The sequence below is a fragment of the Mucilaginibacter angelicae genome, assembly GCF_042434235.1.
Lineage (GTDB): Bacteria > Bacteroidota > Bacteroidia > Sphingobacteriales > Sphingobacteriaceae > Mucilaginibacter > Mucilaginibacter angelicae.
In genome coordinates this window covers 1-23590 of the sequence record NZ_JBHLTS010000022.1, presented here as the reverse complement: position 1 = coordinate 23590, position 23590 = coordinate 1, and the positions used below count along the sequence as shown (strand labels likewise).

General features: G+C 43.8%; 20 protein-coding genes. 8 read left to right on the top strand and 12 right to left on the bottom strand.

The features are described 5' to 3' along the window. From ACFFGT_RS12445 to ACFFGT_RS12430, 4 genes are all read left to right on the top strand, one after another. Positions 1-1197, top strand: a complete 1197-nt coding sequence (locus ACFFGT_RS12445) for a glycoside hydrolase family 130 protein (protein WP_377022862.1) — start codon at positions 1-3, stop codon at positions 1195-1197. A 291-nt stretch (positions 1198-1488) separates the two neighbouring features. Next, on the top strand, positions 1489-2724 hold the full coding sequence (locus tag ACFFGT_RS12440) for an AGE family epimerase/isomerase (RefSeq protein WP_377022861.1): 1236 nt from the start codon (positions 1489-1491) through the stop codon (positions 2722-2724). Continuing rightward, positions 2721-4481: an alpha-L-arabinofuranosidase family protein gene (locus ACFFGT_RS12435; RefSeq protein ID WP_377022860.1), complete on the top strand. Its 1761-nt coding sequence runs from the start codon at positions 2721-2723 to the stop codon at positions 4479-4481. The genes ACFFGT_RS12440 and ACFFGT_RS12435 overlap by 4 nt, the downstream gene beginning before the upstream one ends. A 319-nt stretch (positions 4482-4800) precedes the next feature. After that, positions 4801-5934, top strand: coding sequence for a glycoside hydrolase family 26 protein (locus tag ACFFGT_RS12430; RefSeq protein WP_377022859.1), 1134 nt, complete (start codon positions 4801-4803; stop codon positions 5932-5934). Here ACFFGT_RS12430 and nhaA read toward each other — a convergent pair. After that, positions 5931-7256, bottom strand: a complete 1326-nt coding sequence (gene nhaA, locus ACFFGT_RS12425; protein WP_377022858.1) for a Na+/H+ antiporter NhaA — start codon at positions 7254-7256, stop codon at positions 5931-5933. The two genes, ACFFGT_RS12430 and nhaA, sit on opposite strands and share 4 nt — an antisense overlap. 113 nt (positions 7257-7369) lie before the next feature. Between nhaA and ACFFGT_RS12420 the strand changes: the two genes are divergently transcribed. Continuing rightward, complete coding sequence (locus ACFFGT_RS12420; RefSeq protein WP_377022857.1) at positions 7370-7642, top strand: hypothetical protein; 273 nt, start codon at positions 7370-7372, stop codon at positions 7640-7642. Here ACFFGT_RS12420 and ACFFGT_RS12415 read toward each other — a convergent pair. The 3 genes from ACFFGT_RS12415 to ACFFGT_RS12405 form a co-directional block, all read right to left on the bottom strand. Then, the gene (locus tag ACFFGT_RS12415) at positions 7605-8843 is read right to left on the bottom strand and encodes an MFS transporter (RefSeq protein WP_377022856.1); all 1239 of its coding nucleotides are present in this window, start codon (positions 8841-8843) and stop codon (positions 7605-7607) included. The two genes, ACFFGT_RS12420 and ACFFGT_RS12415, sit on opposite strands and share 38 nt — an antisense overlap. A 199-nt stretch (positions 8844-9042) precedes the next feature. Continuing rightward, the gene (locus tag ACFFGT_RS12410) at positions 9043-9726 is read right to left on the bottom strand and encodes a hypothetical protein (RefSeq protein WP_377022855.1); all 684 of its coding nucleotides are present in this window, start codon (positions 9724-9726) and stop codon (positions 9043-9045) included. Between the two features lie 118 nt (positions 9727-9844). Continuing rightward, complete coding sequence (locus ACFFGT_RS12405; RefSeq protein WP_377022854.1) at positions 9845-10552, bottom strand: DsbA family oxidoreductase; 708 nt, start codon at positions 10550-10552, stop codon at positions 9845-9847. Between the two features lie 263 nt (positions 10553-10815). Between ACFFGT_RS12405 and ACFFGT_RS12400 the strand changes: the two genes are divergently transcribed. Both ACFFGT_RS12400 and ACFFGT_RS12395 read left to right on the top strand, forming a co-directional pair. Continuing rightward, positions 10816-12159: an outer membrane protein assembly factor BamB family protein gene (locus ACFFGT_RS12400; RefSeq protein WP_377022853.1), complete on the top strand. Its 1344-nt coding sequence runs from the start codon at positions 10816-10818 to the stop codon at positions 12157-12159. A gap of 106 nt (positions 12160-12265) precedes the next feature. Then, positions 12266-13504, top strand: coding sequence for a DUF3179 domain-containing (seleno)protein (locus tag ACFFGT_RS12395; protein WP_377022852.1), 1239 nt, complete (start codon positions 12266-12268; stop codon positions 13502-13504). Between the two features lie 14 nt (positions 13505-13518). Here the strand turns inward: ACFFGT_RS12395 and ACFFGT_RS12390 are convergent, their stop codons facing one another. The 8 genes from ACFFGT_RS12390 to ACFFGT_RS12355 all read right to left on the bottom strand — a co-directional run bounded on the left by ACFFGT_RS12390 (position 13519) and on the right by ACFFGT_RS12355 (position 20693). Then, complete coding sequence (locus ACFFGT_RS12390) at positions 13519-13812, bottom strand: hypothetical protein (protein ID WP_377022851.1); 294 nt, start codon at positions 13810-13812, stop codon at positions 13519-13521. Between the two features lie 569 nt (positions 13813-14381). Then, positions 14382-14603 carry a heavy metal-binding domain-containing protein gene (locus ACFFGT_RS12385; RefSeq protein WP_377022850.1) on the bottom strand — a complete coding sequence of 74 codons (222 nt, stop codon included), beginning with the start codon at positions 14601-14603 and terminating at the stop codon, positions 14382-14384. Between the two features lie 3 nt (positions 14604-14606). Then, a complete protein-coding gene (locus ACFFGT_RS12380; RefSeq protein ID WP_377022849.1) occupies positions 14607-16055 on the bottom strand; it encodes a PepSY-associated transmembrane domain-containing protein in 1449 nt (482 codons plus the stop codon). Between the two features lie 3 nt (positions 16056-16058). After that, a complete protein-coding gene (locus ACFFGT_RS12375; RefSeq protein ID WP_377022848.1) occupies positions 16059-18416 on the bottom strand; it encodes a TonB-dependent receptor in 2358 nt (785 codons plus the stop codon). 406 nt (positions 18417-18822) lie between these two features. Beyond that, positions 18823-19194 carry a hypothetical protein gene (locus tag ACFFGT_RS12370; RefSeq protein ID WP_377022847.1) on the bottom strand — a complete coding sequence of 124 codons (372 nt, stop codon included), beginning with the start codon at positions 19192-19194 and terminating at the stop codon, positions 18823-18825. 78 nt (positions 19195-19272) lie between these two features. Further along, positions 19273-19629 carry a hypothetical protein gene (locus ACFFGT_RS12365; protein WP_377022846.1) on the bottom strand — a complete coding sequence of 119 codons (357 nt, stop codon included), beginning with the start codon at positions 19627-19629 and terminating at the stop codon, positions 19273-19275. 228 nt (positions 19630-19857) lie between these two features. Beyond that, a complete protein-coding gene (locus ACFFGT_RS12360; RefSeq protein WP_377022845.1) occupies positions 19858-20223 on the bottom strand; it encodes a hypothetical protein in 366 nt (121 codons plus the stop codon). 113 nt (positions 20224-20336) lie between these two features. Then, positions 20337-20693, bottom strand: coding sequence for a hypothetical protein (locus ACFFGT_RS12355; RefSeq protein WP_377022844.1), 357 nt, complete (start codon positions 20691-20693; stop codon positions 20337-20339). 293 nt (positions 20694-20986) lie between these two features. On the opposite strand from ACFFGT_RS12355, the gene ACFFGT_RS12350 reads away from it, so the two are divergent. Continuing rightward, positions 20987-23206 (top strand): putative Ig domain-containing protein, encoded by a 2220-nt coding sequence (locus tag ACFFGT_RS12350; RefSeq protein ID WP_377022843.1) that lies wholly within the window; start codon positions 20987-20989, stop codon positions 23204-23206. Positions 23207-23590: the final 384 nt, after the last annotated feature.

Sequence of the window (23590 nt, the reverse complement as noted above, 5' to 3'; positions counted from 1 at the left end):
ATGACGCAGGAATTTAACCAAAGGCTCATTCAATTACAGGCCGAACAAGCGCAATTAATTAACCGGCAAAACCAGGTTGAGGAAACAGGCAACGGCATTTTTAGCCGGTTTAAATATCCTGTGCTTACTGCCGCCCACACCCCCCTTGAGTGGCGGTATGATCTTGATACCAAAACTAATCCGCATTTAATGGAGCGCTTTGGGATCAATGCGGTTTTTAATGCCGGCGCTATAAAATTTAACGGCAAATACCTCATGGTAGCCCGCGTTGAAGGGGCCGACCGGAAGTCATTTTTTGCAGTGGCCGAGAGTGCTGATGGTATCAATGGTTTTAGATTCTGGGATTATCCAATCGAATTGCCTCAAACCGATGAGCCCGACACCAATGTGTATGATATGCGCCTTACCCAGCATGAAGATGGTTGGATCTACGGTTTGTTTTGCACCGAGCGCCGCGATCCGGAGGCGCCATCGCATGATCAGTCGATGGCGATAGCAGCCTGTGGTATTGCCCGTACAAAGGACCTGGTGAAATGGGAGCGCCTGCCCGACCTGAAAACCAATTCGCCTCAGCAGCGCAACGTTGTATTGCATCCTGAGTTTGTTGATGGTAAATATGCCTTGTATACCCGTCCGCAGGATGGTTTTATCAGCGCAGGTACAGGCGGCGGCATAGGTTTTGGCCTTTGTGATACTATGGAGAACGCGGCGGTTGACCAGGAAACCATTATCCATAATAAAAACTACCATACAGTTTACGAGGCCAAGAACGGCCAGGGCCCGGCGCCAATCAAAACAGAGCAAGGCTGGCTGCACCTTGCCCATGGCGTGCGTAATACTGCTGCGGGCTTACGTTATGTACTGTATATGTTCATGACCGATTTGCATGACCTTACCCGGGTAATTTACCAGCCGGCCGGTTATTTTTTGGCACCGGTAGGCGATGAGCGTGTAGGAGATGTATCAAACGTAGTGTTTTGCAATGGCTGGATAGTTGATGCCGATGGTACTGTTTATGTTTATTACGCATCATCGGATACCAGGATGCACGTAGCCACCACCACGGTTGATAAACTGATAGACTATGCCATGAACACGCCAACAGATGGCTTGCGTTCGGCCTCATCGGTGCAGGTAGTGTATAATATTATTGATAAAAATAAGGGTTTAGGTCAGTTACAGGAAGCCAGCGCCTGAGTAAAGACTTAAGTGTTTCAAAGCAAGGGGCTTTTCGCGCGAAGAACACACCCCTGCTACCACGCCACCCAATGCACCCCCTCTCAAGAGGGGAATTTGAATGGCGATTATAAATACATCTTTCAAAGCAGGGGCGGTGCGATTCCCCTCTTGAGAGGGGTGGAGGGGTGTGTTCTTTTCACGCGACAAAACACACGCTCAACAACACCTTACTATTTACTAAACATCTAAAATCAAACACCACTCAACAGTATGTTAAAAGCTGTTATGGAGGTGGTGTGCCTGTAAACTATGACAAATAATACGCTTCAATCATTAAACATTGTTTCAAAAGATCAGCTTGCTATCTTCAGCAACGAGCTAACCGAAGAGTTGAAAAATATCCTCAACTACTGGCTCAACCATACTGTAGATGAAGTAAACGGCGGTTTTTGGGGCAAGATCGACAATGATAACCAAGTGACTCCCGGTGCTGCTAAAGGCTCTGTTTTAAACGCACGGATCCTGTGGAGTTTTTCTGCTGCTTATAATCAAAATCCTGATGAAGCTTATTTGCAGGCAGCTAAACGGGCATATGATTATATCAAAGCTCATTTTGTTGACGATGAGTTTGGCGGTGTGTATTGGTCGGTTGGTTATAAAGGCGATAAGCTCGACACCAAAAAACAGGTGTATGCCAACGCTTTTACCATTTACGCGCTCAGTGAATATTATATAGCTTCAAAATCGGAAACGGTAAAGGAAGAAGCCATCAGTCTGTATCACCTTTTAGTTGATAAAAGTTATGATCAGGATAAAACCGGTTATCTCGAAGCTTTCACGCGCGACTGGCAGCCGCTCGGCGATCTGCGGCTAAGTGCAAAGGACGCCAACGAAAAAAAGACCATGAACACCCACCTGCACGTGCTGGAAGCTTATACCAACCTGTACCGCATCTGGCCCAATGACGGACTTAAACAGCAGATAGAAACCCTGATCAATAACTTCTTTGATCATTTTATTGATGCCGAAGCAGGGCACCTCGTACTGTTTTTTGATGAAGACTGGAACCGCCGGTCGGACACGGTATCATACGGACATGATATTGAAGCTACCTGGCTTTTGCTGGAAGCCGCCGAAACTATTGGCAATCATGAAATGATAACAAGGATCAATGGTATTTGCATCGCGATAGCAGAAGCAACTATACAGGGTTTAGATACCGATGGCGGTTTATGGTACGAATATGAACCGGCAGGCGATCATCTCATTAAAGAAAAGCATTGGTGGGTACAAGCCGAAGCCATGGTAGGTTTTTACAACACCTGGCAGGTAAGCAGCAATGATAAATACCTGCAATTAGCCCTTCATAACTGGGCTTTTGTAAAAGATAAAATATTAGATAAACAAAACGGTGAATGGTTTTGGGGCATTAAGGCCGATGGCAGCATTATGCCAGGTGAGGATAAAGCAGGGCTTTGGAAATGCCCTTACCACAACAGCCGTGCATGTATAGAAATTATTAAACGGATAAAAATATTGAAATGAAATTATTAAAAACATTCATAGCGGTTCTTCCGCTCGCCCTCCTGTTCACGGGGGCATGTAAAAAGAGCAGCAAACCTGCGCCTGATCCAACGCCAGTTGTTGTTGATCCCGGCAATGGTGGTGCAACAGGCCCTATTACTGCACCAACCGATCCTTCGGTGGCGGCAACGCAGGGCTTTTTCCTTGACGACTGGCAGGGTAAAACTTTCACTAAACCGGCCACTGTTGATGCTGCCAAGCCAACGGCCAGCACATCAATAACTGTTACGGCCGATTTTAGCCAGGTGGTGTCAAAAGTATCTAAATACTTGTTCGGCAATAATATTAACCCTTTTACAGGTCAGTATACGGATGCCGGTACGGTAACCAATATCACTAACCTGTCGCCAAATATCATCCGGGCACCAGGAGGCAGTTTATCTGATATCTACTTTTGGGATTTACCTGCTTATGGCAAACCTGCCGATGTGCCTGATCACCCGCTGAAACCGGATGGTTCGGTTGATACGAATACCGGTTACTGGAGTGGTAATGTAAATGATAGCTGGTCTTTAAGTTTAAGTAATTACTACAGTCTGCTTCAAAAAACAAATACTACCGGTATTATCACGGTTAATTATGCCTATGCACGGTACGGCACCAGCAATGATCCCGTGGCCGCCGCCGCGCACCTGGCTGCGCAATGGGTACGGTATGATAAAGGCAAAACCAAATATTGGGAAGTCGGCAACGAGTGTTATGGTAACTGGGAGGCCTGCTACCGCATTGATGTAAGTAAAAATAAAAATGGTCAGCCCGCTATAATCACCGGCGATCTTTATGGTAAGCATTTTAAGGTTTTTGCTGATTCGATGCGCAAAGCAGCAGCCGATATTGGCGCAACTATAAAAATTGGCGCTGTATTGCATGAAAGTGCCGATAATTCAAACCCTACCATTGTAGCCAATTGGAACCCTGGTGCATTAGGGCAAATAGGTGATAAGGCCGACTTTTTTATAGTGCATAATTACTACACTAATTATAATGAAAATTCAAACGCTATAACTATCCTTAACACGGCCCCGGCATCCTCAAAAACGATGATGGATTATGTTAAAGGGGCGATACAAACGGCGGGTGTGCCACAAAAACCTGTTGCACTTACCGAATGGAATATATTTTCATCAGGTTCAAAACAGCAGATCTCCAACATTGCCGGGGTACATGCTGTAATGGTTTTGGGCGAAATTATTAAAGATCAATATGGACAAGCCAGCAGGTGGGATTTAGCTAATAGCTGGAGTACAACACCTGTAGGTGATGATCATGGTTTGTTCAGCATCGGTCAGCCGGATGCACCGGATTTTACACCACGCCCCGCATTTTATTACCTGTATTACTTTCAGAAATATTTTGGCGACAGAATGATCAGCTCGTCGGTTACCGGAAGTTCGGATATTGTGAGTTATGCCTCATCGTTCAATTCGGGTGAGGCTGGAGTAGTGTTGGTTAACAAAAGCACAACCGATCAGGTAGTAAACATCAACTTTAAAAATTACTATACAGGCAGCAATTACTATTACTATACCCTAAAAGGAGGCACCGATAACGGCGAGTTTTCGGGTAAGGTGCTGGTGAACGGCAATGGCCCGGCAATTGCTTATGGCGGGCCGTCAAATTATAAAACTATAGCGGCAAGTTCAACCGGTACCAGTGGGGGTATTAAAGTAAGTGTACCGGCAAGGGGAGTGGTGTTTTTGGTGGCCGATAAGAAATAATGTAGGCTATTTGTGATGGCTTGTGTTTTGTTTTGAAAGCGTTAATTTGGGTGTTGTTTAAAAATGAAAGTCATTCATTGCCGTTGACTTTAGTCAACGGTAAAAGAAACGAACAATTGGGCTTTAGCCAAAATTCAAGCGGTATTTTGGCTAAAGCCATTTACTTTACTATTATTATTCCGTTGACTGAAGTCAACGGCAATGATTTTATTGAATGGTTTAATTAAACAGCGTGTAGATTAATGAAAATTATAAGCTACGCGATGTTTGGATAAAAATGAACTCTACAAACAAGCTAAGTAATAAGAAATAAAGAGAAATGCTGATAAGGAAGGTTTTTAAGGGGATTGTTATTTTATGCCTGCTGATCAATAGCTCAACCGCTATGGCGCAACTGTTTGAACCCGCCGATAAAAAAGCTACCGCCGAAACCCGGCAGCTTTTTTACAGTATGCAGCGCCTGTTGAACGTAGGTGTGATATTTGGCCATCACGATGATTTGGCCTACGGTGTGGGCTGGCGCAATAATGCCGATGGCTCTGATGTGAAAAGTGTTACCGGGTCATATCCTGCCATGTACGGTTGGGATCTGGCCCGGATTGAGCATGACAGCATTCATGATATTAATGGTATTCCCTTTAAGCAGCAAAAACAGTTTGTTAAGGATGTTTATGCGCGCGGCGGTATCAATACTTTTTGCTGGCATATGGATAACCCGGCTAATGGCAAAACCGCCTGGGATACCACGCAGCGTACCGTAAAAGATCTTATCCCCGGTGGCGCGTTCCATGATGTGTATGTTGCTTACCTTGATCGTGCCGCCAGTTATTTAGCTGATATGAAGGGGCCGGAGGGGGAGGCTATCCCGATATTGTTCCGCCCTTTTCATGAGCTTACCGGTAACTGGTTTTGGTGGTGCAAAAACACGAGCACGCCCGATGAATTTAAAAGCCTGTGGCGTTTTACTATCGATTACCTGAGGGATAAAAAGAAGTTACATAACCTGCTCATCGTATATTCGGCGGCCGATTTTGAATCAGAAGATGAGTTTTTGGAACGCTACCCCGGCGATGCTTATGCCGATTTTATCGGCTTTGATAATTACTGTAGACAGAATGTTGAAAGTTTTCAAGCTAAGCTGGATAAACGCCTTGCCATTGTTGATGCCATCGCCATAAAACACCATAAAATATCATGCCTGCCCGAAACCGGTTACGAAGGCATCCCCATGGCTAACTGGTGGACGGATGTATTGCTGCAAACCCTCGCTAAACATAAAGTATCCTATGTAATGGCCTGGCGCAACGGAAACGATCATCACTATTATGTACCATACCCCGGCCAAATTAGTGCCGATGATTTTATAAAATTTTATAACAGCCCTCAAACCATTTTTCAAAACCGGATAACGCCTTTAGGAATTTATGGCAAACCGAATTGGAAAAGCCACTAATCAGAAGCTCCCCCTTTAGGGGGCTGGGGGGCTCTTAAAACAACCACTCCCGATATCCCTGCCAGTAACGAAGCCAGCAAAATCCCATATTTGGCCTGGTCAATCATTTCGGCATGATTAAAGGCTAATGCAGATATAAACAATGACATAGTGAAACCAACACCGGCCAATAATGCTACACCGGCCATTTGTTTCCATGATGAGCCAGCCGGTAATTGGGCGCCAAACTTTACCATGAGCCAGGTAAAGAGCAATACACCTGTAAACTTGCCCACAAGTAATCCTACAGTTACGCCTATGCTAACGGGATTAACCAGCGCCGAAAAAAAATCGTGACCGATCTCAATCCCGGCATTGGCCAAAGCAAAAAGCGGCATAATGATAAAAGCTACCCATGGATGCAGGGCGTGCTCAATTTTTTGCAGCGGTGTTTCGGCATCGAGGCTTAGCTTTTTTATTTTATCAATAATATGATGCTGCTCCGCTGTTACAAGCGTGCTGTTGTTGGGCTGTTCGTTTTCAAAATCGGTAAGGTATTGCTTTACCGATTGGGCATAACCTGTCTCGCTGATGCGGGTACGCGCGGGAATGGTAAAAGCAACCAGTACCCCGGCAATAGTTGCATGCACGCCCGAAAGTAAAAAGGCTATCCAAACAGCAAAGCCTATTATCAGGTAAAATGCAGTACTCCTGATGCCCATTTTATTGCCTATAAGCAGCAGTACCAGCAGCCAAATCCCAACAGTAAGTGGTAAAAGCGCTATATGACTGCTATAAAATATGGCGATAACCAAAACAGCCCCAAGATCATCGGCTACAGCTAATGCCGATAGGAACACTTTTACCGATGATGGAATATGTTTGCCCGCCACAGATAATAAAGCCAGGGCAAAGGCAATATCTGTAGCCATGGGGATGCCCCAGCCATGTGCTGATGGCTTACCTATGTTGAAAAGGAAAAAGATCAAAGCAGGTACCAGCATCCCGCCTAAAGCGGCAAACATAGGGAGCGAGGCCTTTTTTAGGGATGATAATTCGCCGGCCATAAACTCACGTTTTAGTTCCAGGCCAATCACAAAGAAAAACAGAGCCATGAGGCCGTCATTGATCCAGAGGTGCAGGGGATGGTTTAAAACATATTTATCAAAACCGAGCGATAGTTTGAGGTCCCAAAGTTCATGGTAGCTGTGCTGAAAAGGCGAGTTTACCCATATGATAGCGATAAGCACACTGATAAAAAGCACTATCCCGCCGGTATGTTCCTGGTGTATGAATTTGCTTACCGGTTTGGTGATCTTATCAATAGGGTAGCTTTGTTTCATAGATGGCCTAAAATAAGGAATTAAGTTTGATTTTTGGCCGAAATGACCTGCCTGTTAAATCTCATTAAAACAAAAACCGGCTATATCACATTTACCAATGAAACCGGAATATTATGAACAGTTATCAGCAAAAATGGATAAGTACATTGAAAAGCGCCCATTTACAAGATTGGGAGATAAAACCGCAGGGTGATGATATTTTTGTGGAAATGCCCCATGTTACAGATCTGAAACTGATCAGGGATAATTTGCCGCAAACACTGGCGCTGATGGCTTTGGATATTAATTTACCGAAGGAGAGGCTGAAGTTTATTTTCCACAACGGGTACGAGCAGTTTGAATACCTGCTTAATCCTGCTGCTGAGGATTTGGAACAGGGGGACTAAAATCAACGGTTGTTGTTTCGGCTGGTAATTCTTCTTTGGCATCATCCGAATCAATTTTGGCCAGGGTTGATACAATCACTACAGAAACGCCCATGCAGGCTATCAGGATAAATGAAGCCCTTAGGGTAGCAATTCCTGCTATAAAACCTATAACCGGCGGGCCAATCAAAAAGCCCATAAAACCAATGGTTGATACTGCTGCCAAAGCAACACCAGGCGACATCGTTTTTGATTTACCTGCCGCACTGTATACCATTGGCACCACGGATGATACGCCGGCGCCTACCAGTAAAAAGCCTGCCATGGCTGTGTAAACATAAGGGAAGGCAACAGCTATCAGCAAGCCGGTCGCAGTTAATGAGCCGCTAACCTGTAAAGTTCGTTTTAAACCAAACTTATGCGCAAACCAGTCGGCAATAAAGCGGCCTCCCGCCATGGTGAACATGAAAGTAGTAAAGCCTATGCCAACCAATGTTTCGGGGGCAAGTACTACTTTTTTAAAGTAGATCACGCTCCAGTCAAACATTGCTCCTTCGCAAATCATCGAACAAAACGCAATTACGCCTAATTTGATAAGCGATTTATCGGGCATTACAAACACGGGCCCGGTATCGGTTACTTTATCATCTTTCAGGTAGCGGGCAGCTACAGCCACACCAATTGCTATCACTATCAGCATTAATGAAAAATGATGAAAAGGGATAACACCCTTGGCTATCATAAATGTGCCTATACCTGCACCTGCAAACCCGGCCAGGCTCCACAAGCCATGAAAAAACGCCATAATAGGCCTTTGATAAAGCTGCTCTGTAGCTACTGCCTGCGTATTTACCGCAATATTTACGGAGTTGCTTGCAAAGCCAAAGCATAGCAGGCATATGATAAGCTGAAATGTATTTTGTGCAAGGCCCAGGCTTACCAATGCAACCGCGTAAACCAGCAAGGCTGCTATAACCAGTTTTTTACTGCCTATTTTGGTGATGATCCAGCCCGAAAAGGGCAGGGAGCACATCAGGCCAACCGGTAAAGCGAATAACACAGCACCCAATCCGGCATCTGATAAACCTAAAGTTTGCTGAACGGTAGCAATGCGCGATGCCCAGCTTGAAAAACTTAACCCCGCCATAAAAAACATAGCGCCCACAGCAATGCGGAGCGTTAACCTGTTTATAGCATCTGTTTTTGGTGGGATATTGTTCATGTTAAAATATTATCATAGTGTCAATTTGACACTATGGCCGGACGGATACAAATATAAAGCAATTAATTGTATTTTTAACAAGCTAAATCGTTTTTTACTTTTTGGTGAATTAACTGTTGTTTAAAATGCAAAAGCGGTCATTTTACCTGTAAAAGGTTAAAAATGACCGCTTTTTAAATTGTATTTTATTGCCCGGTTGTTAACCTTTTACGTTAAATGAGCCTACAATAGTATGTGTTGCCCCGGTACTGAAATTTTCAAATTGTGCCTTAAATGTACCTATTGCATTTCCTTTAATAGAGCTTGAATGATTTAATGTAGTAAATTTAACTTTGCCGCTTGCAAAAGTTCCGTCTGTAGTTACACTCATCGTTGATATATCATAAGTACCGGCAGAGAGCGTGTTCGCCACTAATTGAAATGACTCTGTAGTGGTAAAATAAGATACAATAGTTTGACCTTTATCAGAAAAGATGTTTGGATCATTTGAGATAAGTGTTGGCCCACTCTTTACAATCTTGGCACCGCCATCAATCTGGTATGAGATGGTTCCCTGTGCAGCGGCCGGGTAATCGGAGCCATCATCAGCAGTACCCGTTCCAGTTCCTGTACCCGTTCCTGTACCCGTTCCTGTACCAGTACCAGTACCTGTACCTGTTCCGGTGCCAGTACCAGTACCTGTACCTGTTCCTGTTCCAGTGCCGGTTCCAGTACCTGTTCCGGTGCCAGTACCTGTTCCAGTACCAGTACCCGTTCCAGTGGTAGGGGTTACAGCAATCGCTTTTGTTTCTTTATCAGGGCCGAGAGGCGGGTCGAGCTTGCAACTGCTTACTGAAGCTGTTACTAAAAGCAGGATAAATACTTTATAGTAGATTTTTTTCATATACAAAGGGCTTAAGCTGTAGTTTTAATGCATTAAATATAAGCATTTCAGCCCTTTGTACGTATTGCCGGAATTATTTGATACAAATAATGTTAAGAAAAGTTTACAATATTTTCAATTATTTACAATCTCCGTCGGGTCCGCATGATTCGCCTTCAATAATATCAAATGCAGGCCTGGGGTTTTCCTGCTGCCAGCCGGCAAATGATTTTGCAAGTGTATCTTTAAATACTGCTACTTCCTGTGCGCCGGATACAGCATATTTGCGGTTCATTACAAAAAACGGAACACCGCGTACACCTAAATATTGTGCTTCGGCTATGTCATGTTTTACGTCGTCGGCATAGCTGCCGCTTTCAAGTGTTTGCTTAATTTCTTCAGTGTTCAGCCCTATTGCAGTACCCAGCTCAATGAGTGTTTGAGTGTCATCAATATTGCGGCCTTCGGTAAAATAGGCCCTGAACAAGGCTTCTTCGGCGGCATCTCCCAGGCCATGTTTTTTAGCAAGGTGCGCCATACGGTGCGCATTGAAACTATTAGCCACAATTGATTTGCTGAAATCATAGGTTAGTCCGGCCTGTGCCGCCATTTGGGTAACATGATCATTCATCTGTTCGGCATGCTCAAGTGTCCATCCTTTTATATCGGCCAGGTATTGGTTGATGCTGATATCGGGGTTGGTTTTAAGATCGGGGTTTAGCTGAAAGCTTTTCCATTCAATCTCAATTTGCTCTTTGCCTTCAAACCCGGCAAGTGCTTCCTCAAACCTGCGTTTGCCTATATAACAAAACGGGCACATCACATCCGACCATATTTCTACTTTCATCTCTTCTTTTTAAATGTTTAAACAAATTTAATGCATAAGGATTGCTATCCCCGTAAGGCCAACGTAAAATTTAACGGATTGGCGGTTGACAGGCAGCATTTTTTTGATGGCAATGCTTCGGCTTTAAAAAAGGCAGCAAAGTAGAGATCAAGGGTGCGGAGCTTGGAAAAACCGCAGCGGTAATTACATTTATTAGTTATTGATCATGTTCATACAGGTAAGTATGCCTATACTTGTGTACCTGAATTATCATCCTGTAATTAATGAGAAAATACCTTACCATAATTGCCCTGCTGGGTAGTATCACTGCCTGTGCCCAAAAAAACGATTCGTTAACAAATACATCCTTTGCTGCAAATGCACTGCATACCGGTGTTTATACCACAAAAAGCTATAGCGCATTCGGCAGCTTAAAATGGAAATTTGCTACAAAGGGAAAAATATTTTCATCGCCTGCGGTTGCCGGTGGTATGGTTTACATAGGCAGCGAAGATCATAACCTTTATGCCGTTGATTTACAAAGCGGTAAACAGGTTTGGAAGTTTACCACTGGCGGTGCTGTAAGCTCATCGCCAGCCGTACAGGGCAATACTATTTGCTTTGGCAGTTATGATGGTTATTACTATATGCTCAACGCAAAAACCGGGAAGCTAAACTGGAAATTTAAAACAGGTGGGGAGCGAAAAGTGGGCGCCAAGGGTCTGTGGACTATGAAACCGCTTAATAAATACATGGATGACCTGTATGATTTTTTCCTGTCATCGCCTGTGTTTGATGATGATGCAAAAAATCCCACCGTATATTTTGGCAGCAGCGATAGTAAGTTTTATGCGTTAGATGCGGGTACGGGAAAGCTAAAATGGGTTTTTAAAACAAATGGTATTATTCACACCAGCCCGGCATTATACAATGGGAAGGTTTATTTTGGCAGCTGGGATACTTACCTGTATGCTTTAAATGCCAACGATGGTAAGCTGGTATGGAAGTTTAAAACAGCCGATCACCCGGTTTATCATTTGCTTGAAGGGGTTCAGGCTTCGCCGGCCTGTAGTAACGGAATGGTTTATTTTGGATCGAGGGATAGTTATTTTTATGCGCTTAATGCGGAGAATGGTACGCTGGCCTGGAAATACAATGCCAATAACTCGTGGATCCTTACCACAGCAGCTATACAAAATAACACGGTGTATTTCGGTACATCCGATACTTACTTATTTGTAGCTGCCGATGCGCTTACCGGTAAACCTAAATTTAGCTATAAAGGTAATGGGTATCTGTATTCGTCGCCAGCGTTGTCGGCAAGTACTGCCTTTTTTGGCGATTTTACGGGTAAACTTTTTGCTGTCGATCTGGCATCGGGTAAACCTACCGGCGTATTTAAAACCACAGGCCGGAATTTAAATGCTGCTACGATTTTAAAACAGGATACTCTTAATTTTGATCATGCAGCAAAAGGTGCTGATAACAGTCTTTACCAGACAGGCATTGAGGTAATGGATAAATTATACACGCTTGGGTCTATAGTTTCATCGCCGGTAATTGCCGGTGATGTGATTTATTTTGGTAGTGCCGACGGCTCATTATATGCCATAAACCTGGTTAAGTAATTATTTATTGAGAGATAGTTTTTGTAATTGTAATTTTTTATAAATTAGGAAATTATAAACCGATTATAAACTTATTGAGATAACAGCCCATTGCTGAGGATTAAGCATGAGATGGAACAGTGCTAAAATATTTTGGATAGGTATCATTTTACTGGTGGTACCCGGTCTTATTCATGCTTACCTGTTAATGCCTTTTCCCGGCAGCCAGGATCTGAATGCCATAACCGTTTGTTATTATCTCGAAAAAGTGATCATGCCCCTGCGGTTGATAGGGCTGCTGTTCATTGTCTGGTACTTATTTAAATTCTATACCAAAAATACCTTTAAACAAAAGGCTGTTAAGGCCGCAGTTTTTGTGCTTTGCATAGGCAGCTTTTATATAACTGATTATATGTACAAGGCCGAAACCATGTTTAAAGAAACAGAAAAAGCTGTTTTTGCCAATGGCTTGCGTAACAGGGTGCCTTTAAGTTACCTGGTGGTTGGTGTTGTAAATAACGGCGTGGCCAAGGCTTATCCGCTCATATACCTGGGTTATCATCATAAGCTGCAGGATGATGTGGGTAACAAACCAGTACTTGTAACTTATTGTACGATGTGCCGTACCGGGAGGGTTTACAGCCCAATTATTAATGGGGTGAGGCAAAATTTCCGACTGGTAGGGGCAAGGCATTATAACGCCATTATTGAGGACGAAAGCACCAAAACCTGGTGGTACCAGGCTACCGGTAATGCTGCTGTTGGTGAGTTGAAAGGAAAACAGTTAACAGAGCTGCCTTATGAGCAGTTAACCCTTGCTGCCTGGCTTCAGAAACACCCTGAAACGCTCATTTTACAACCTGACAGGTTATACACAGCCGATTATGCTGACCTGAAAAACTACGACCGTGTACAGGCTGTTGATCGCGATAGCAGCATAAAAAACAAGGACTCCCTGATGCGTAAAAGCTGGGTGATAGGCGTGATCATTAACGGGAAAGCCAAAGCCTACGACTGGCGCCATATGTATGCTAAGCGCCTTCTTAATGATGAACTGGACAAAAGTTCGCTGCTGATAGGTATTGAAAAGGATAGCCTGAGCTACCACGCCTGGAATACATCAGTAAATGGCAAAACCCTCCATTTTAAGCTGGACGATAAAGGTATGCTTACCGACGAGGAAACAGCTTCTGTTTGGGATTGGGACGGCTTATGTTTAACAGGTTCACAAAAAGGGCAGCGCCTTACTAAAATACAGGCCTACCAGGAATACTGGCATTCATGGAAACATTTTCACCCCGGTACAATGTTTTGGAAAGGTGATGAATCGCTGGAGCAAACGGCATCAATTTATCCCCCTTTTTAAATAAGCGGTTTTAATTAAATAGCGGTTGCTATTTTGCTGATATCATCATCGTTAAGCAATGTATCTTCAGAAAGGTTAGGATAGTATTTATTCAGGATTTTTTGAATAAGCTGGTAGCTTTCAACAGATTGAATGGGGGCGGAGGCCAGTTCAGCGATGGTGGAACCGATGAGTTTTAGCTTTTTTGCCTCATATTGATTGATCACAAAATCAGAAGTTTTTTTCTTACGGCTTTGTTGTATGAGCTCATCAAGTTTCTTGATCTCTTCAACCAAGTCGATCATTTTTAATACTTCCACCTTTTTCATCAGCGCCAAAATTAATGAATTATTTGTAACAAGGGGTATAACGGGATATTTGTTGTATTGTTTGTGAGGGACCACAAGTGTTCGGAAGGAATAAGAAAGTGCGGGATTGTGCGATTCCCTCCCTTGGGAGGGGGTAGGAGGGGTTTTGCGCCAGACTTATTTGCGTTAATGATGTATAAACCCCTCCCTGCCAATACACATCCCACCGCACCCCTCCCAAGGGAGGGAATTATAAAATCTTCCGAAATAGTTGTTGTGGCCGGACCAAGCAAACAAAAATTGTGCTCGTTTTTAACGAGTGCTTAACATGGGCTTACGTTTTTAACGTAACACACTGGCGATACAATCGCCAAACCACATTAAGCACACGTTGCAAACGTGCGCAAGATAGCAAAACAAAAAAGCGTTATTGCTGTGAGGTGTTATTATATTATAAAACCTATGTCATTGCGAGCGCAGCGTGGCAATCTCGTAGCTATTCCTGTCGGCTATGCATAGCTATGAGATTGCCGCGTCGCTTTCCCCTGACACGAGCCACAGCCAGCTCCTCGCAATGACATTTTTTTCTGTTACTTCTTGTCCTCCGTAGTATCCCTTTCAACCAAAGCCATGCCGCATTTAGGGCAGGTGCCGGGTTTATCAAAAGTAAGGTCGGGGTGCATGGTGCAGGTGTATTTGCCTTTTTTCTTTACGGTTGCGGTGCTGTCGGTTTTGGCAGTACTTTTTACTGCACTGTTGCAGGCGCCAAGAGCAAGGCCAGCTAAGGCTAAAATAATAAAGCTTTTTTTCATTGATTATTTGTTTTTGATGAATGAGGCCAACCCGAACAATGATACTACCAGCACACCTAAGGCGGCCAGCATGCTTACTATATCGCGGATGTTTTTACCCGCCCAGGTCATGCCAAAATACTTGTGTAAAAATATAAAAGAAAGCCCTTCTGCCCTGTCAATTCCTGCGACTTTCGTAGCCAGTTTTGATGAGGTAGTTTCAATGTACCAATTACTACCATCGGCATAGCTTACCCGCTCAACCGGGAGGCGTTTATTAATAAAACCGTACTCGTTATCAAACTGCTTTACCTGGTTCACTTTTACCCTGCCGTAAAACTTATCGGGATCCTGGTGGGTATGGTAATAAGTGCTTAAAAAGCGGGCATAATCCTCATCTGCATTCATTTGCTCTTTGCCGGTTAAGGTGTTGAAGTAAGCGATTTGCTTTTTGTTATCGGTTACCTGGTAATAAGTGTTGCTATCAAAGCTAACAACTGCTACCCTTTTAATAAGGCTATCGGCAAGGGAAAGCTGCAAATTGGATATCGCCAGCTGTTTCCTGTTTATTACCTGGCTGTAATCGGCTTTAGGTGTTTCAGTATTGTGTAGCTTTACTGCAAGGTGAAATGCCCCGCTGATTACAAAGGTGAACATCACAAAAGAAACAATAAGCCCTATCTGCCGGTGAAAACGATGAACAATGCGTTTATCCTCTCCGCCTTTTTCTTTACGTTTTTCAGTGATGGATTTAAACTTCTTCCACATTAAACCGTACACGGTTAAGCCGCTGATGAGGGCACACAGCATCACCGTCATGATGATGAGCAATACTACATTGCGGAAAGTATCGCCGCCAATATCGGCCAGAAACTGCCAGGTATGGAACTGCTCAAACAGCCACAAAAACGCTTTACGGGTATTGTTATTAAAAGTACCCATGCGGCTTTGGCTGGTTTCAATATAAATATCCATGCCATCCGGGCGGTCGAAGCTGATTTTCCAAACAGGTAAAAGGTGATTGATGGGCTGGTATTGCCCATCAAAAGTTGTTTGGTAATTGATCTTTTTAATGTTGGATGTTGAATCCTGTGTAAAATAACGGGCAAGATAAGTGGCATAGAGCTTGTCGCCATCTTTAAGTAACACGCCATCGTTGGCCGAATAGTAGGTGTACACACTATCCTTATCCAGCACCTGGTAAAAAGTGTTATGATTAAAATTTACTAATCCGAAATTCCGGATGGCGGCGATATTGTTTTTGTCCAGTACCTGTTGAATACTGAGCGCCGGCTTCATCTGGCTTTGAACCAAAGGTTTGAATACCTCCTGTGCTATTGACGGCCTGAACCAGTTTGACATGAAGGGATGCGAAAGCCCGCTCAGTGTCCAAAAGATCACCGGGATGAGGGCTGTTAAGCCCAGCACCCGGTGCCATTTATAAAAGTTGCTTTTTACTGCTGCTGATGCCATTGATCAATATTTTGAAAATGAATAACTGATGCCTAAAGTGTAAGTACGCGGCGGCGCGGCGTTATAGGTATCGCCGTACTGACTGCTGGTTACCGTGGTAGCGTAAAGCTTGTTGGTTAAGTTAAGCACATTGAACCAGATGCCCGCACCTTTTAATACGCTGCTTTTAACATCATAACCTAAGCGCAGGTTGTAAATATCATAGCCCGAGTAAGTTTTGGTATTGGCCGGGTTAGTAAAATATTGATTAATGTGCTGCCACTCTGTCGCTATCCTGAAACCGGGCAGATATTGGGGTTTGTAAGTAAGCTCGGAGTTGGCAATCCAGGCCGGTGCATTGTTCATCCGTTTACCATCGTAATTGGTTACCGTGTTGGTGCCGGTAGTGTAATTGGTGGTTACCTCGCTGTACTCAACATAAGTATGTTTTGCATTGGTGCCGCTAAATCTGAAGGTAAGCTCTTTAACCGGTGCCAAAGTAAGTGAGTATTCAATACCGCGGTGGCGTGTTGCACCTGCATTTTGGTTTTGCGTGGTGTTATCGGGCAGCAACTGGTTAATGATTTCGTTGTGGCCTTCCAAATCAAATACACTCAACTCAAAATATAGCTTTTTGTTGAAAGCCGAGAACCAGCCGCCGGCTTCGTAATTATCAAAAGTGGCTTGTTTAAGCTGGGTAAGCTGGCGTGAGCTGTACAAATCACCGGTTTCGGGCGGTTGAAAACCTACACTATAGTTAGCATAAAAACCTTTGTTGCTGCCAAAATTATAGGTAAGGCCCAGTTTGGGGGCAACAATGTTAAAATTGTTGGTTTCCTGTTGTTTGTACTTGGTTTGCCCGGCAGGGATCTGGTTATCAAAATTGTAATGAACTCTGTCGTACCGTAAACCACCCACTATGCGCAGGGCTTCTACCGGCCTGATCTCGTACTGAACATAAGCCGCTGTATTAAACAATTTGATCTTGTAGTTATCAATGTACCTGCCGGTATTGCTGAAGCTGGTGTAGTAGTTGTTAGCTACATCCTTGGTGATATCAAGGTACTGGGCATAATACGAGCTTGGACTGTCGTCCATATAAACGCCGCCAATCAATCTTGAGTGCAGAAAATCAAAATCAGCCCGGTGTTGGGCCAGCAAGCCATAGCTGTTAAATTTTTGATCATTCACCTGGCCGTTGCTGCTTTTGTAAACGCCATTGGCATCGCGAACGTCGGATATAAAATAGCTTGGTAATTGTGCGGTTGAGTTGCCACGGAAAAACAGCGTTACAAAAGTGCTGTTCTTGTCATTCCACTGATGATCTAACCGGGTGCTGGCACGGAACGATTTTACCTTGCGATAGGTAAAACGCTGATTGGATCCATAGCTCCGGTCGTAAAAATGTGCGCTGTCCAAACTGCCCGGAGTTTGGGTGTTAAGATAATTGTAGGCTGCCGAGGTGGTCAGTTTGGTTTTGGCGCTGAAATCATAAGTGGTTTTAAAATTGGCCGAGTACTTGTCAAAATCAGAATAATCCTGCCAGCTATCGGTTTGATGGGCAACATAGCCGCCAACGTATAAACCAAATTTGCCTTGTGTAAAACCACCATCGGCATCAACGCGGCGGTAATGGTAGTTATCGCCCTGAACAGCAATATTGCCTGCATAGCCGGTAGGCGGCCCCTGGGTGATAAAGTTAACCGCGCCGCCAATGGAGTTACTGCCATACAGAGATGATGCAGGCCCTTTAATCACCTCAATATCCTTTACGCCCGACATGTTGATCTCATACAGCGAGTTATGGTTAAAGATGCCCGTAGGGCGAATAGGCAAACCATCTTCCATATACAAATAAAGCGCGTTGTAAGTGATAGGCTGACGGATAGCCATGGTATGTTGCTCGTTACCGAGGTTCACCATATAAACCCCGGCTACTTTGTTAAGCAACTGGTAAAGCGCGGTAGCTTTGGTATCCTTTATTTGGGTAGAGTTAATTTTGCTGATGGCAATAGGTGCATCCTGCCTCGCCTGGCCTTCACGACTGGCGGTTACCACCACAGGCTGCAGATCGACGGTTGAAGGCTCTAATGCAACATCGAGCTTTTGGCCTTTCATGGTCGGGACTTCAATAATGCGCGCGCTGTAACCAACCATGGCAAATTTAAGCCGGGTAACACCTTGCACATTGATGCTGAAATGGCCCTTGGCATTGGTCATACCCAGTTTTGCGCTGTTTTGAATATCTGCGTTGCAGATTGATGCGCCCGCTATGGCTTCGTGGGTATTGGCATCTGTAACAGTGCCTTGTATGGTAGTTTGGCCGAAAGCCAGTGTTTTAAAAAGTATAAAAGTTATAAATAGGATTAAATATCGTTTCATTATATAGTATTACGGGAATTGCCTCCCGGTGTAAAAAATGGGTAGAAGTAGGGTGTGGCTATTGATGAGGGATAAAATGAATTATACTTCTCGTCATTGCGAGGTACGAAGCAATCCCCGATTAGCAGGGCGGCCAAGCATGGTTCTCTGTACAGTTTGGGATTATTAATACTTATAATTTGTTTTTTATATGTATTAATGAACTCCCTACGGTCGGTTGTCTTCGTACCTCGCAATGACGGAATGTTTAAATCTGATCATAAATAGCAAGTACGAACCGATGACAAACTATACAAGTTCACTTTGTAAAGCATGCGATTGCCACGCTCGCAATGACATGGTTGTAGTTATACGATAGGCATAACTATCCAATATCATCAACCAAAAACCAATAAAAATGAAATGATTATCCTAACTGCGGAGGCTGGAATATCGTAACCGGGCGATCGGCCGGTACGGTTGGGGTGTAGGGGGTTAAAATAACCTGCAACAGGCTGGAGTGGAATTTTACATCAGTTGTACTGATGACATAAACCTCCTGGAAGAGGCTCTTTTGCGACTGCCTTTCGTCGCTGGCCTGCTTGTCCTCTGCCTGTTTGATCTTTTTCGCAAAGTAACATTTACCGTCGCAATGCAGCCAGGGTTTGTTCCTGTTTTCGCAAAGCTTGGTGGCAATGTAATTCCTGTTCAGCTCAAAACCCGCGAAAATGAAAAAGCGCGAGAAGTTGACCGTGATCAGCGAAAAGATGAGTAAATAGGCTGTAATACGTTGCAGCATGGCGCAAATGTACACCCTGTGCGCTTAATAAGCAATTTGTAAATTAAATAAACAGTTAAACGTGATAAATGGGTTGCTTTATTTGTCGCGTTTTAAAGTAGCGTGCATATGCTGGCCTTTGTAAACCAGGTCCATACCTATAGAATCTGCATAAACCTTACCGGTGTGGGGTGAGCTGCCTCCCGGCACCGGGATGCTGAATGAAAAATTATCGCCATTGATCATACCATCTGTAATAGTTACATCGCCCTGCGGGGCATGTGCGGTGCCGGTAAGCTTGCCGCTGTCAACCTTAAAAGTGTAACTTAAAGGGAAATGATCATCGCCCGGAAGCTTTAATGAACCTATCCATTTGCCGTTGATATCGGCCATCGAAATAAAACTAAAAGCGGTAATAATGACAAACGCACTGATCACCAGGAGCTCCTTTTTCATTGTTGATATAGTTTAAGCAGATACCTATATGCTGTAATTTAAACTATATACAATTTTATTGCCTTTAAGTTTAATAAAAAAGCAAAAACCTTACGGGGAGGTAAGGTTTTGCTTTTTTATTTCCTGTTTTTTGTCATCCTGACGAACGAAGGATCTTCTGCGCCTTGCGTATTCGCATGTTTAGCGAAGAAGATGCTTCACTATGTTCAGCATGACAAAAGGATGAACTTATTTCTTCTCAACTGGTCTTTTCAATACCGAGCTGCTTTTTGAGCCATTGATATCCAGTTCAACGCTGATCGAATCGCCCATGAATTTGCCTGTATGCGGGATGGTGATACCGCTGGTAGCTACTGTAAATGAAAAATCGGTACCATTGGTTTTGCCTTCTTTAATGTCAACATCGCCTTCGGGGGTTAAGGCTGTACCGGTTAGTTTATCGCCATCAACCTTAAAATTATATAGCAAAGGATACTCCTGGCCATCGCTTGTAGTAAGTTTGCCGGCCCATTTGCCGTTTAAATCAGCTATAGCGGCAAGGCATATCATAAAGCAGCCTACCAGTAGTGTAGTAGTAAAAATTTTTCTTTTCATAAAATATTGATTTGGTTTATAAATATAAGAACCTTGATTTATAGGATGAAATGATTACCTAATATTTTATGCGATTTAAATATCATGCAATCCATAAATCAGAAATATCAAGGTTATTGAGCTCTTTTTAATGTTGTATGCGTTTTTGAGCCATTAGCCTCAATATCCACACCAACCGAATCGCCATAAAATTTGCCTGTGTGGGCAATATGGATATCTTCGATACTTACAGTAAATTTAAAATCGTTGCCGGTTATTTTGCCGTCTTCAATAGGCATATCACCCTTTGGGGTTTTGGCTGTGCCGGTTAATTTATCGCCATCAATCTGAAAATTATAAAGCAGCGGGTAAACCTCACCGGTTTCTGTTTCAAGTTTGCCTTCCCATTTACCGGCAATTCCGGCAATGGAGGCAAAGCAGGCCACAAAGCAAAATGTTGCAAGGGCTAAGGTTAAAAAGGTCTTTTTCATTGCTATTGTTTTCACCAGTAAATGTATAATCGATATTAAACCAAATCGTAAACTGTACATTAAATTTACTTGCGTTGGTGTTATCGGTTTATAAACAAAAACTGTACTACAACAGCTTGATGGTTAACTCAAAGGATGCTTTTTTACATTGAGTTGTATTTGTGGGTGTTTTTTGAATGTTGTTATATAAATGTTAACAATACATTTCTAATTATTCAAAATCCTTGTACCTTTAAAAAGCATATACTAACCGTGCGAAATCCTGTTTCGCAATACATTTTAAACAACCTACAATGATAAAAAAGATCTTTACCATGTTGCTTTTGCTGGGCGGCACTTACCTTGGCGCTTCGGCACAGGATGTTCAGCTTAACAAAGGCTGGAAATTTGCCGTGGGCGATTCTGCCCAATGGTCATCACCAACTTTTAATGATCAAAATTGGCAAAATATTGATGTTGCCCACTCCTGGGAACCACAAGGACATCCAAATTACGATGGCTTTGGCTGGTACCGCATCCATTTGGTGATCCCTTCATCGCTTAGAGAAAAAGCATATTTAAAGGATAGTCTCCGGTTAAGCCTGGCCAGTGTGGATGATAACGACGAAGTATACCTGAACGGAAAGCTGATTGCCAAGTACGGCGGCCGCAGCGGAACCATTAAAGATGGAAATTACGGGCCGCGTACCTATAATATCCCGGCTGCTGATCCGGCTATTTTATGGGATAAAGAAAACGTGCTTGCCATCCGCATATATGATACAGGGGGCGACGGCGGTATTTACGGTGATAATTTTACCCTCGGCATGGCCGACGTAATGGATCACGTTACAGTTAATACCGACGGCGATTACAGCTTCCAGGAAAATAACAGCCTGGCCAAGTCGGTTAAACTGGTAACTACCAATAAATACCAGTATCAGGGTACTTTGGCTTTTAAAGTTACAGACCCTGAAACAGGCGCGGTCATCTACGAAAAAACAAACCCGGCAAGCTTTACCGCAGGCAAGCCTTTTACTTATTCGTTTGTAATAGCCCGGTTAGCCAAAAAATCTTATACCATCGCCTATACTTTCAGTGATCAAAAATCGGGTAAATACATTGTTAAAACCGAAACCACGCCTTATATCCTTACGCCTTATCCATCGGCTAAACCAAAAATTAATGGTGCCGATGTTTACGGGGCCAGACCGGGTAACCCTTTCCTTTATTTGATCCCCGCTACCGGCAAAAAGCCGCTTACCTACAAAGCGGATGGACTGCCTGCAGGTTTAAAGCTTGATGCTAAAACAGGTATCATTACAGGTGTAACCAATCAAAAAGGTGATTACCCGGTTACGCTTACTGTTACCAATAGCTTAGGCAGCAAAGCCAAAACGCTTACTATCAGCATCGGCGATAAAATTGGTCTTACCCCAGCCCTGGGCTGGAACAGCTGGAATGCCTGGGGTTTGAGCGTAAACGATGAAAAGGTAAAGATCTCGGCCAAAGAAATGTCGGAAGAATTGGGCGCTTACGGTTGGAACTATATTAATATAGATGATGGCTGGGAAGCTGAAAACCGCGCGGCAGACGGCGCCATTGTAGCTAACAGCAAATTTCCGGATATGAAGGGTTTAACCGATTATGTGCATAGTCTTGGTTTGCATACCGGCATCTATTCATCGCCAGGCCCGCGCACCTGCGGTGGCTTTTTGGGCAGCTGGCAGCATGAAGACCAGGATGCCAAAACCTATGCTGACTGGGGTTTTGACTATTTGAAATACGACTGGTGCTCTTATTCGGAAGTTACTCCGCCGCATCCCGACCTGCCCGCCTTAAAGAAACCATACGAGCTCATGCGTGCATCTTTAAACAAGGTGAACCGCGATATTATGTTTAGCTTTTGCCAGTATGGCTGGGGCGATGTTTGGAAATGGGGTGCCGAAACTGGTGGTAACAGCTGGCGTACAACCGGCGATATCCAGGATACCTGGAGAAGTATGAGCGATATTGGCTTTGGGCAGGACCCGGCTTCGCCTTATGCAGGTCCGGGGCATTTTAATGATCCTGATATGCTGGTTGTGGGCAAAGTAGGCTGGGGGCCAAGCCTGCACAACAGCCGTTTAACTTATGACGAGCAATATACACACATCAGTTTATGGAGCTTATTGTCGGCACCGTTATTGATTGGTTGCGATATGGGCCATTTGGACAGGTTTACACTGAGTTTGCTAACCAATGATGAAGTGTTGGCTATTGACCAGGATGCTTTAGGCAAAGGTGCAAGACAGGCTGTTAAAACAGATGAGCAACAGATTTGGGTGAAGGAGCTTAACAAAGGCGAAAAAGCCATAGGATTCTTTAACATATCTGATAAATATCAAACCGTTAACCTGGATGCTAATGATAAGCTGTTAAAAGGCTTTACCAAAGCCCGTGATGTTTGGGAACAGAAATACCTGATAGCGGTTAACCACAAGTACACTTTCAAAATACCACCGCATGGCGTAAAGCTGATCCGGGTTATGTGAGTAATTTAGAGAAGAAAAGCATAAAAAATACGCGTCATTGCTGGAACGAAGCAATCCCCGATTAGCAGGTCCGCCCTGTACAGTTTGGGATTGCTTCGTTCCTCGTAATGACGTTTTTTTGTTTATGTCCCCTCAGGGTGTCTTATGTCTCCTCAGGGTTTCTCGCAGAGGACCCTGAGGTTCACCGCGTTTTCTCGACATAGAGAACAGCGGGTTTGTATGGTGTATACATCAGGGTCCTCTGCAAGTTTCATGTCCCCTCAGGGTCTCTCGCAGATTTAAGTTAACCCATAAAATTGCTTTGTCGTTTAATCAGCAAGGCGTTTTGTTTTGCCCCTCTGGGGCAAAGGGTATTTCTATAATTTTTTATGCTACAAACCTTTT

Excerpts from the sequence above, each read along its gene's own strand:
- ACFFGT_RS12360 (WP_377022845.1), bottom strand. The coding sequence starts at position 20,223 with ATGAAAAGAAAAATTTTTACTACTACACTACTGGTAGGCTGCTTTATG.
- ACFFGT_RS12365 (WP_377022846.1), bottom strand. The coding sequence starts at position 19,629 with ATGAAAAAGGAGCTCCTGGTGATCAGTGCGTTTGTCATTATTACCGCT.
- ACFFGT_RS12395 (WP_377022852.1), top strand. The coding sequence starts at position 12,266 with ATGAGATGGAACAGTGCTAAAATATTTTGGATAGGTATCATTTTACTG.
- ACFFGT_RS12350 (WP_377022843.1), top strand. The coding sequence starts at position 20,987 with ATGATAAAAAAGATCTTTACCATGTTGCTTTTGCTGGGCGGCACTTAC.
- nhaA (WP_377022858.1), bottom strand. The coding sequence starts at position 7,256 with ATGAAACAAAGCTACCCTATTGATAAGATCACCAAACCGGTAAGCAAA.
- ACFFGT_RS12390 (WP_377022851.1), bottom strand. The coding sequence starts at position 13,812 with ATGAAAAAGGTGGAAGTATTAAAAATGATCGACTTGGTTGAAGAGATC.
- ACFFGT_RS12400 (WP_377022853.1), top strand. The coding sequence starts at position 10,816 with ATGAGAAAATACCTTACCATAATTGCCCTGCTGGGTAGTATCACTGCC.
- ACFFGT_RS12355 (WP_377022844.1), bottom strand. The coding sequence starts at position 20,693 with ATGAAAAAGACCTTTTTAACCTTAGCCCTTGCAACATTTTGCTTTGTG.
- ACFFGT_RS12420 (WP_377022857.1), top strand. The coding sequence starts at position 7,370 with ATGAACAGTTATCAGCAAAAATGGATAAGTACATTGAAAAGCGCCCAT.
- ACFFGT_RS12410 (WP_377022855.1), bottom strand. The coding sequence starts at position 9,726 with ATGAAAAAAATCTACTATAAAGTATTTATCCTGCTTTTAGTAACAGCT.
- ACFFGT_RS12440 (WP_377022861.1), top strand. The coding sequence starts at position 1,489 with ATGACAAATAATACGCTTCAATCATTAAACATTGTTTCAAAAGATCAG.
- ACFFGT_RS12380 (WP_377022849.1), bottom strand. The coding sequence starts at position 16,055 with ATGGCATCAGCAGCAGTAAAAAGCAACTTTTATAAATGGCACCGGGTG.
- ACFFGT_RS12435 (WP_377022860.1), top strand. The coding sequence starts at position 2,721 with ATGAAATTATTAAAAACATTCATAGCGGTTCTTCCGCTCGCCCTCCTG.
- ACFFGT_RS12415 (WP_377022856.1), bottom strand. The coding sequence starts at position 8,843 with ATGAACAATATCCCACCAAAAACAGATGCTATAAACAGGTTAACGCTC.
- ACFFGT_RS12430 (WP_377022859.1), top strand. The coding sequence starts at position 4,801 with ATGCTGATAAGGAAGGTTTTTAAGGGGATTGTTATTTTATGCCTGCTG.
- ACFFGT_RS12375 (WP_377022848.1), bottom strand. The coding sequence starts at position 18,416 with ATGAAACGATATTTAATCCTATTTATAACTTTTATACTTTTTAAAACA.
- ACFFGT_RS12385 (WP_377022850.1), bottom strand. The coding sequence starts at position 14,603 with ATGAAAAAAAGCTTTATTATTTTAGCCTTAGCTGGCCTTGCTCTTGGC.
- ACFFGT_RS12370 (WP_377022847.1), bottom strand. The coding sequence starts at position 19,194 with ATGCTGCAACGTATTACAGCCTATTTACTCATCTTTTCGCTGATCACG.
- ACFFGT_RS12445 (WP_377022862.1), top strand. The coding sequence starts at position 1 with ATGACGCAGGAATTTAACCAAAGGCTCATTCAATTACAGGCCGAACAA.
- ACFFGT_RS12405 (WP_377022854.1), bottom strand. The coding sequence starts at position 10,552 with ATGAAAGTAGAAATATGGTCGGATGTGATGTGCCCGTTTTGTTATATA.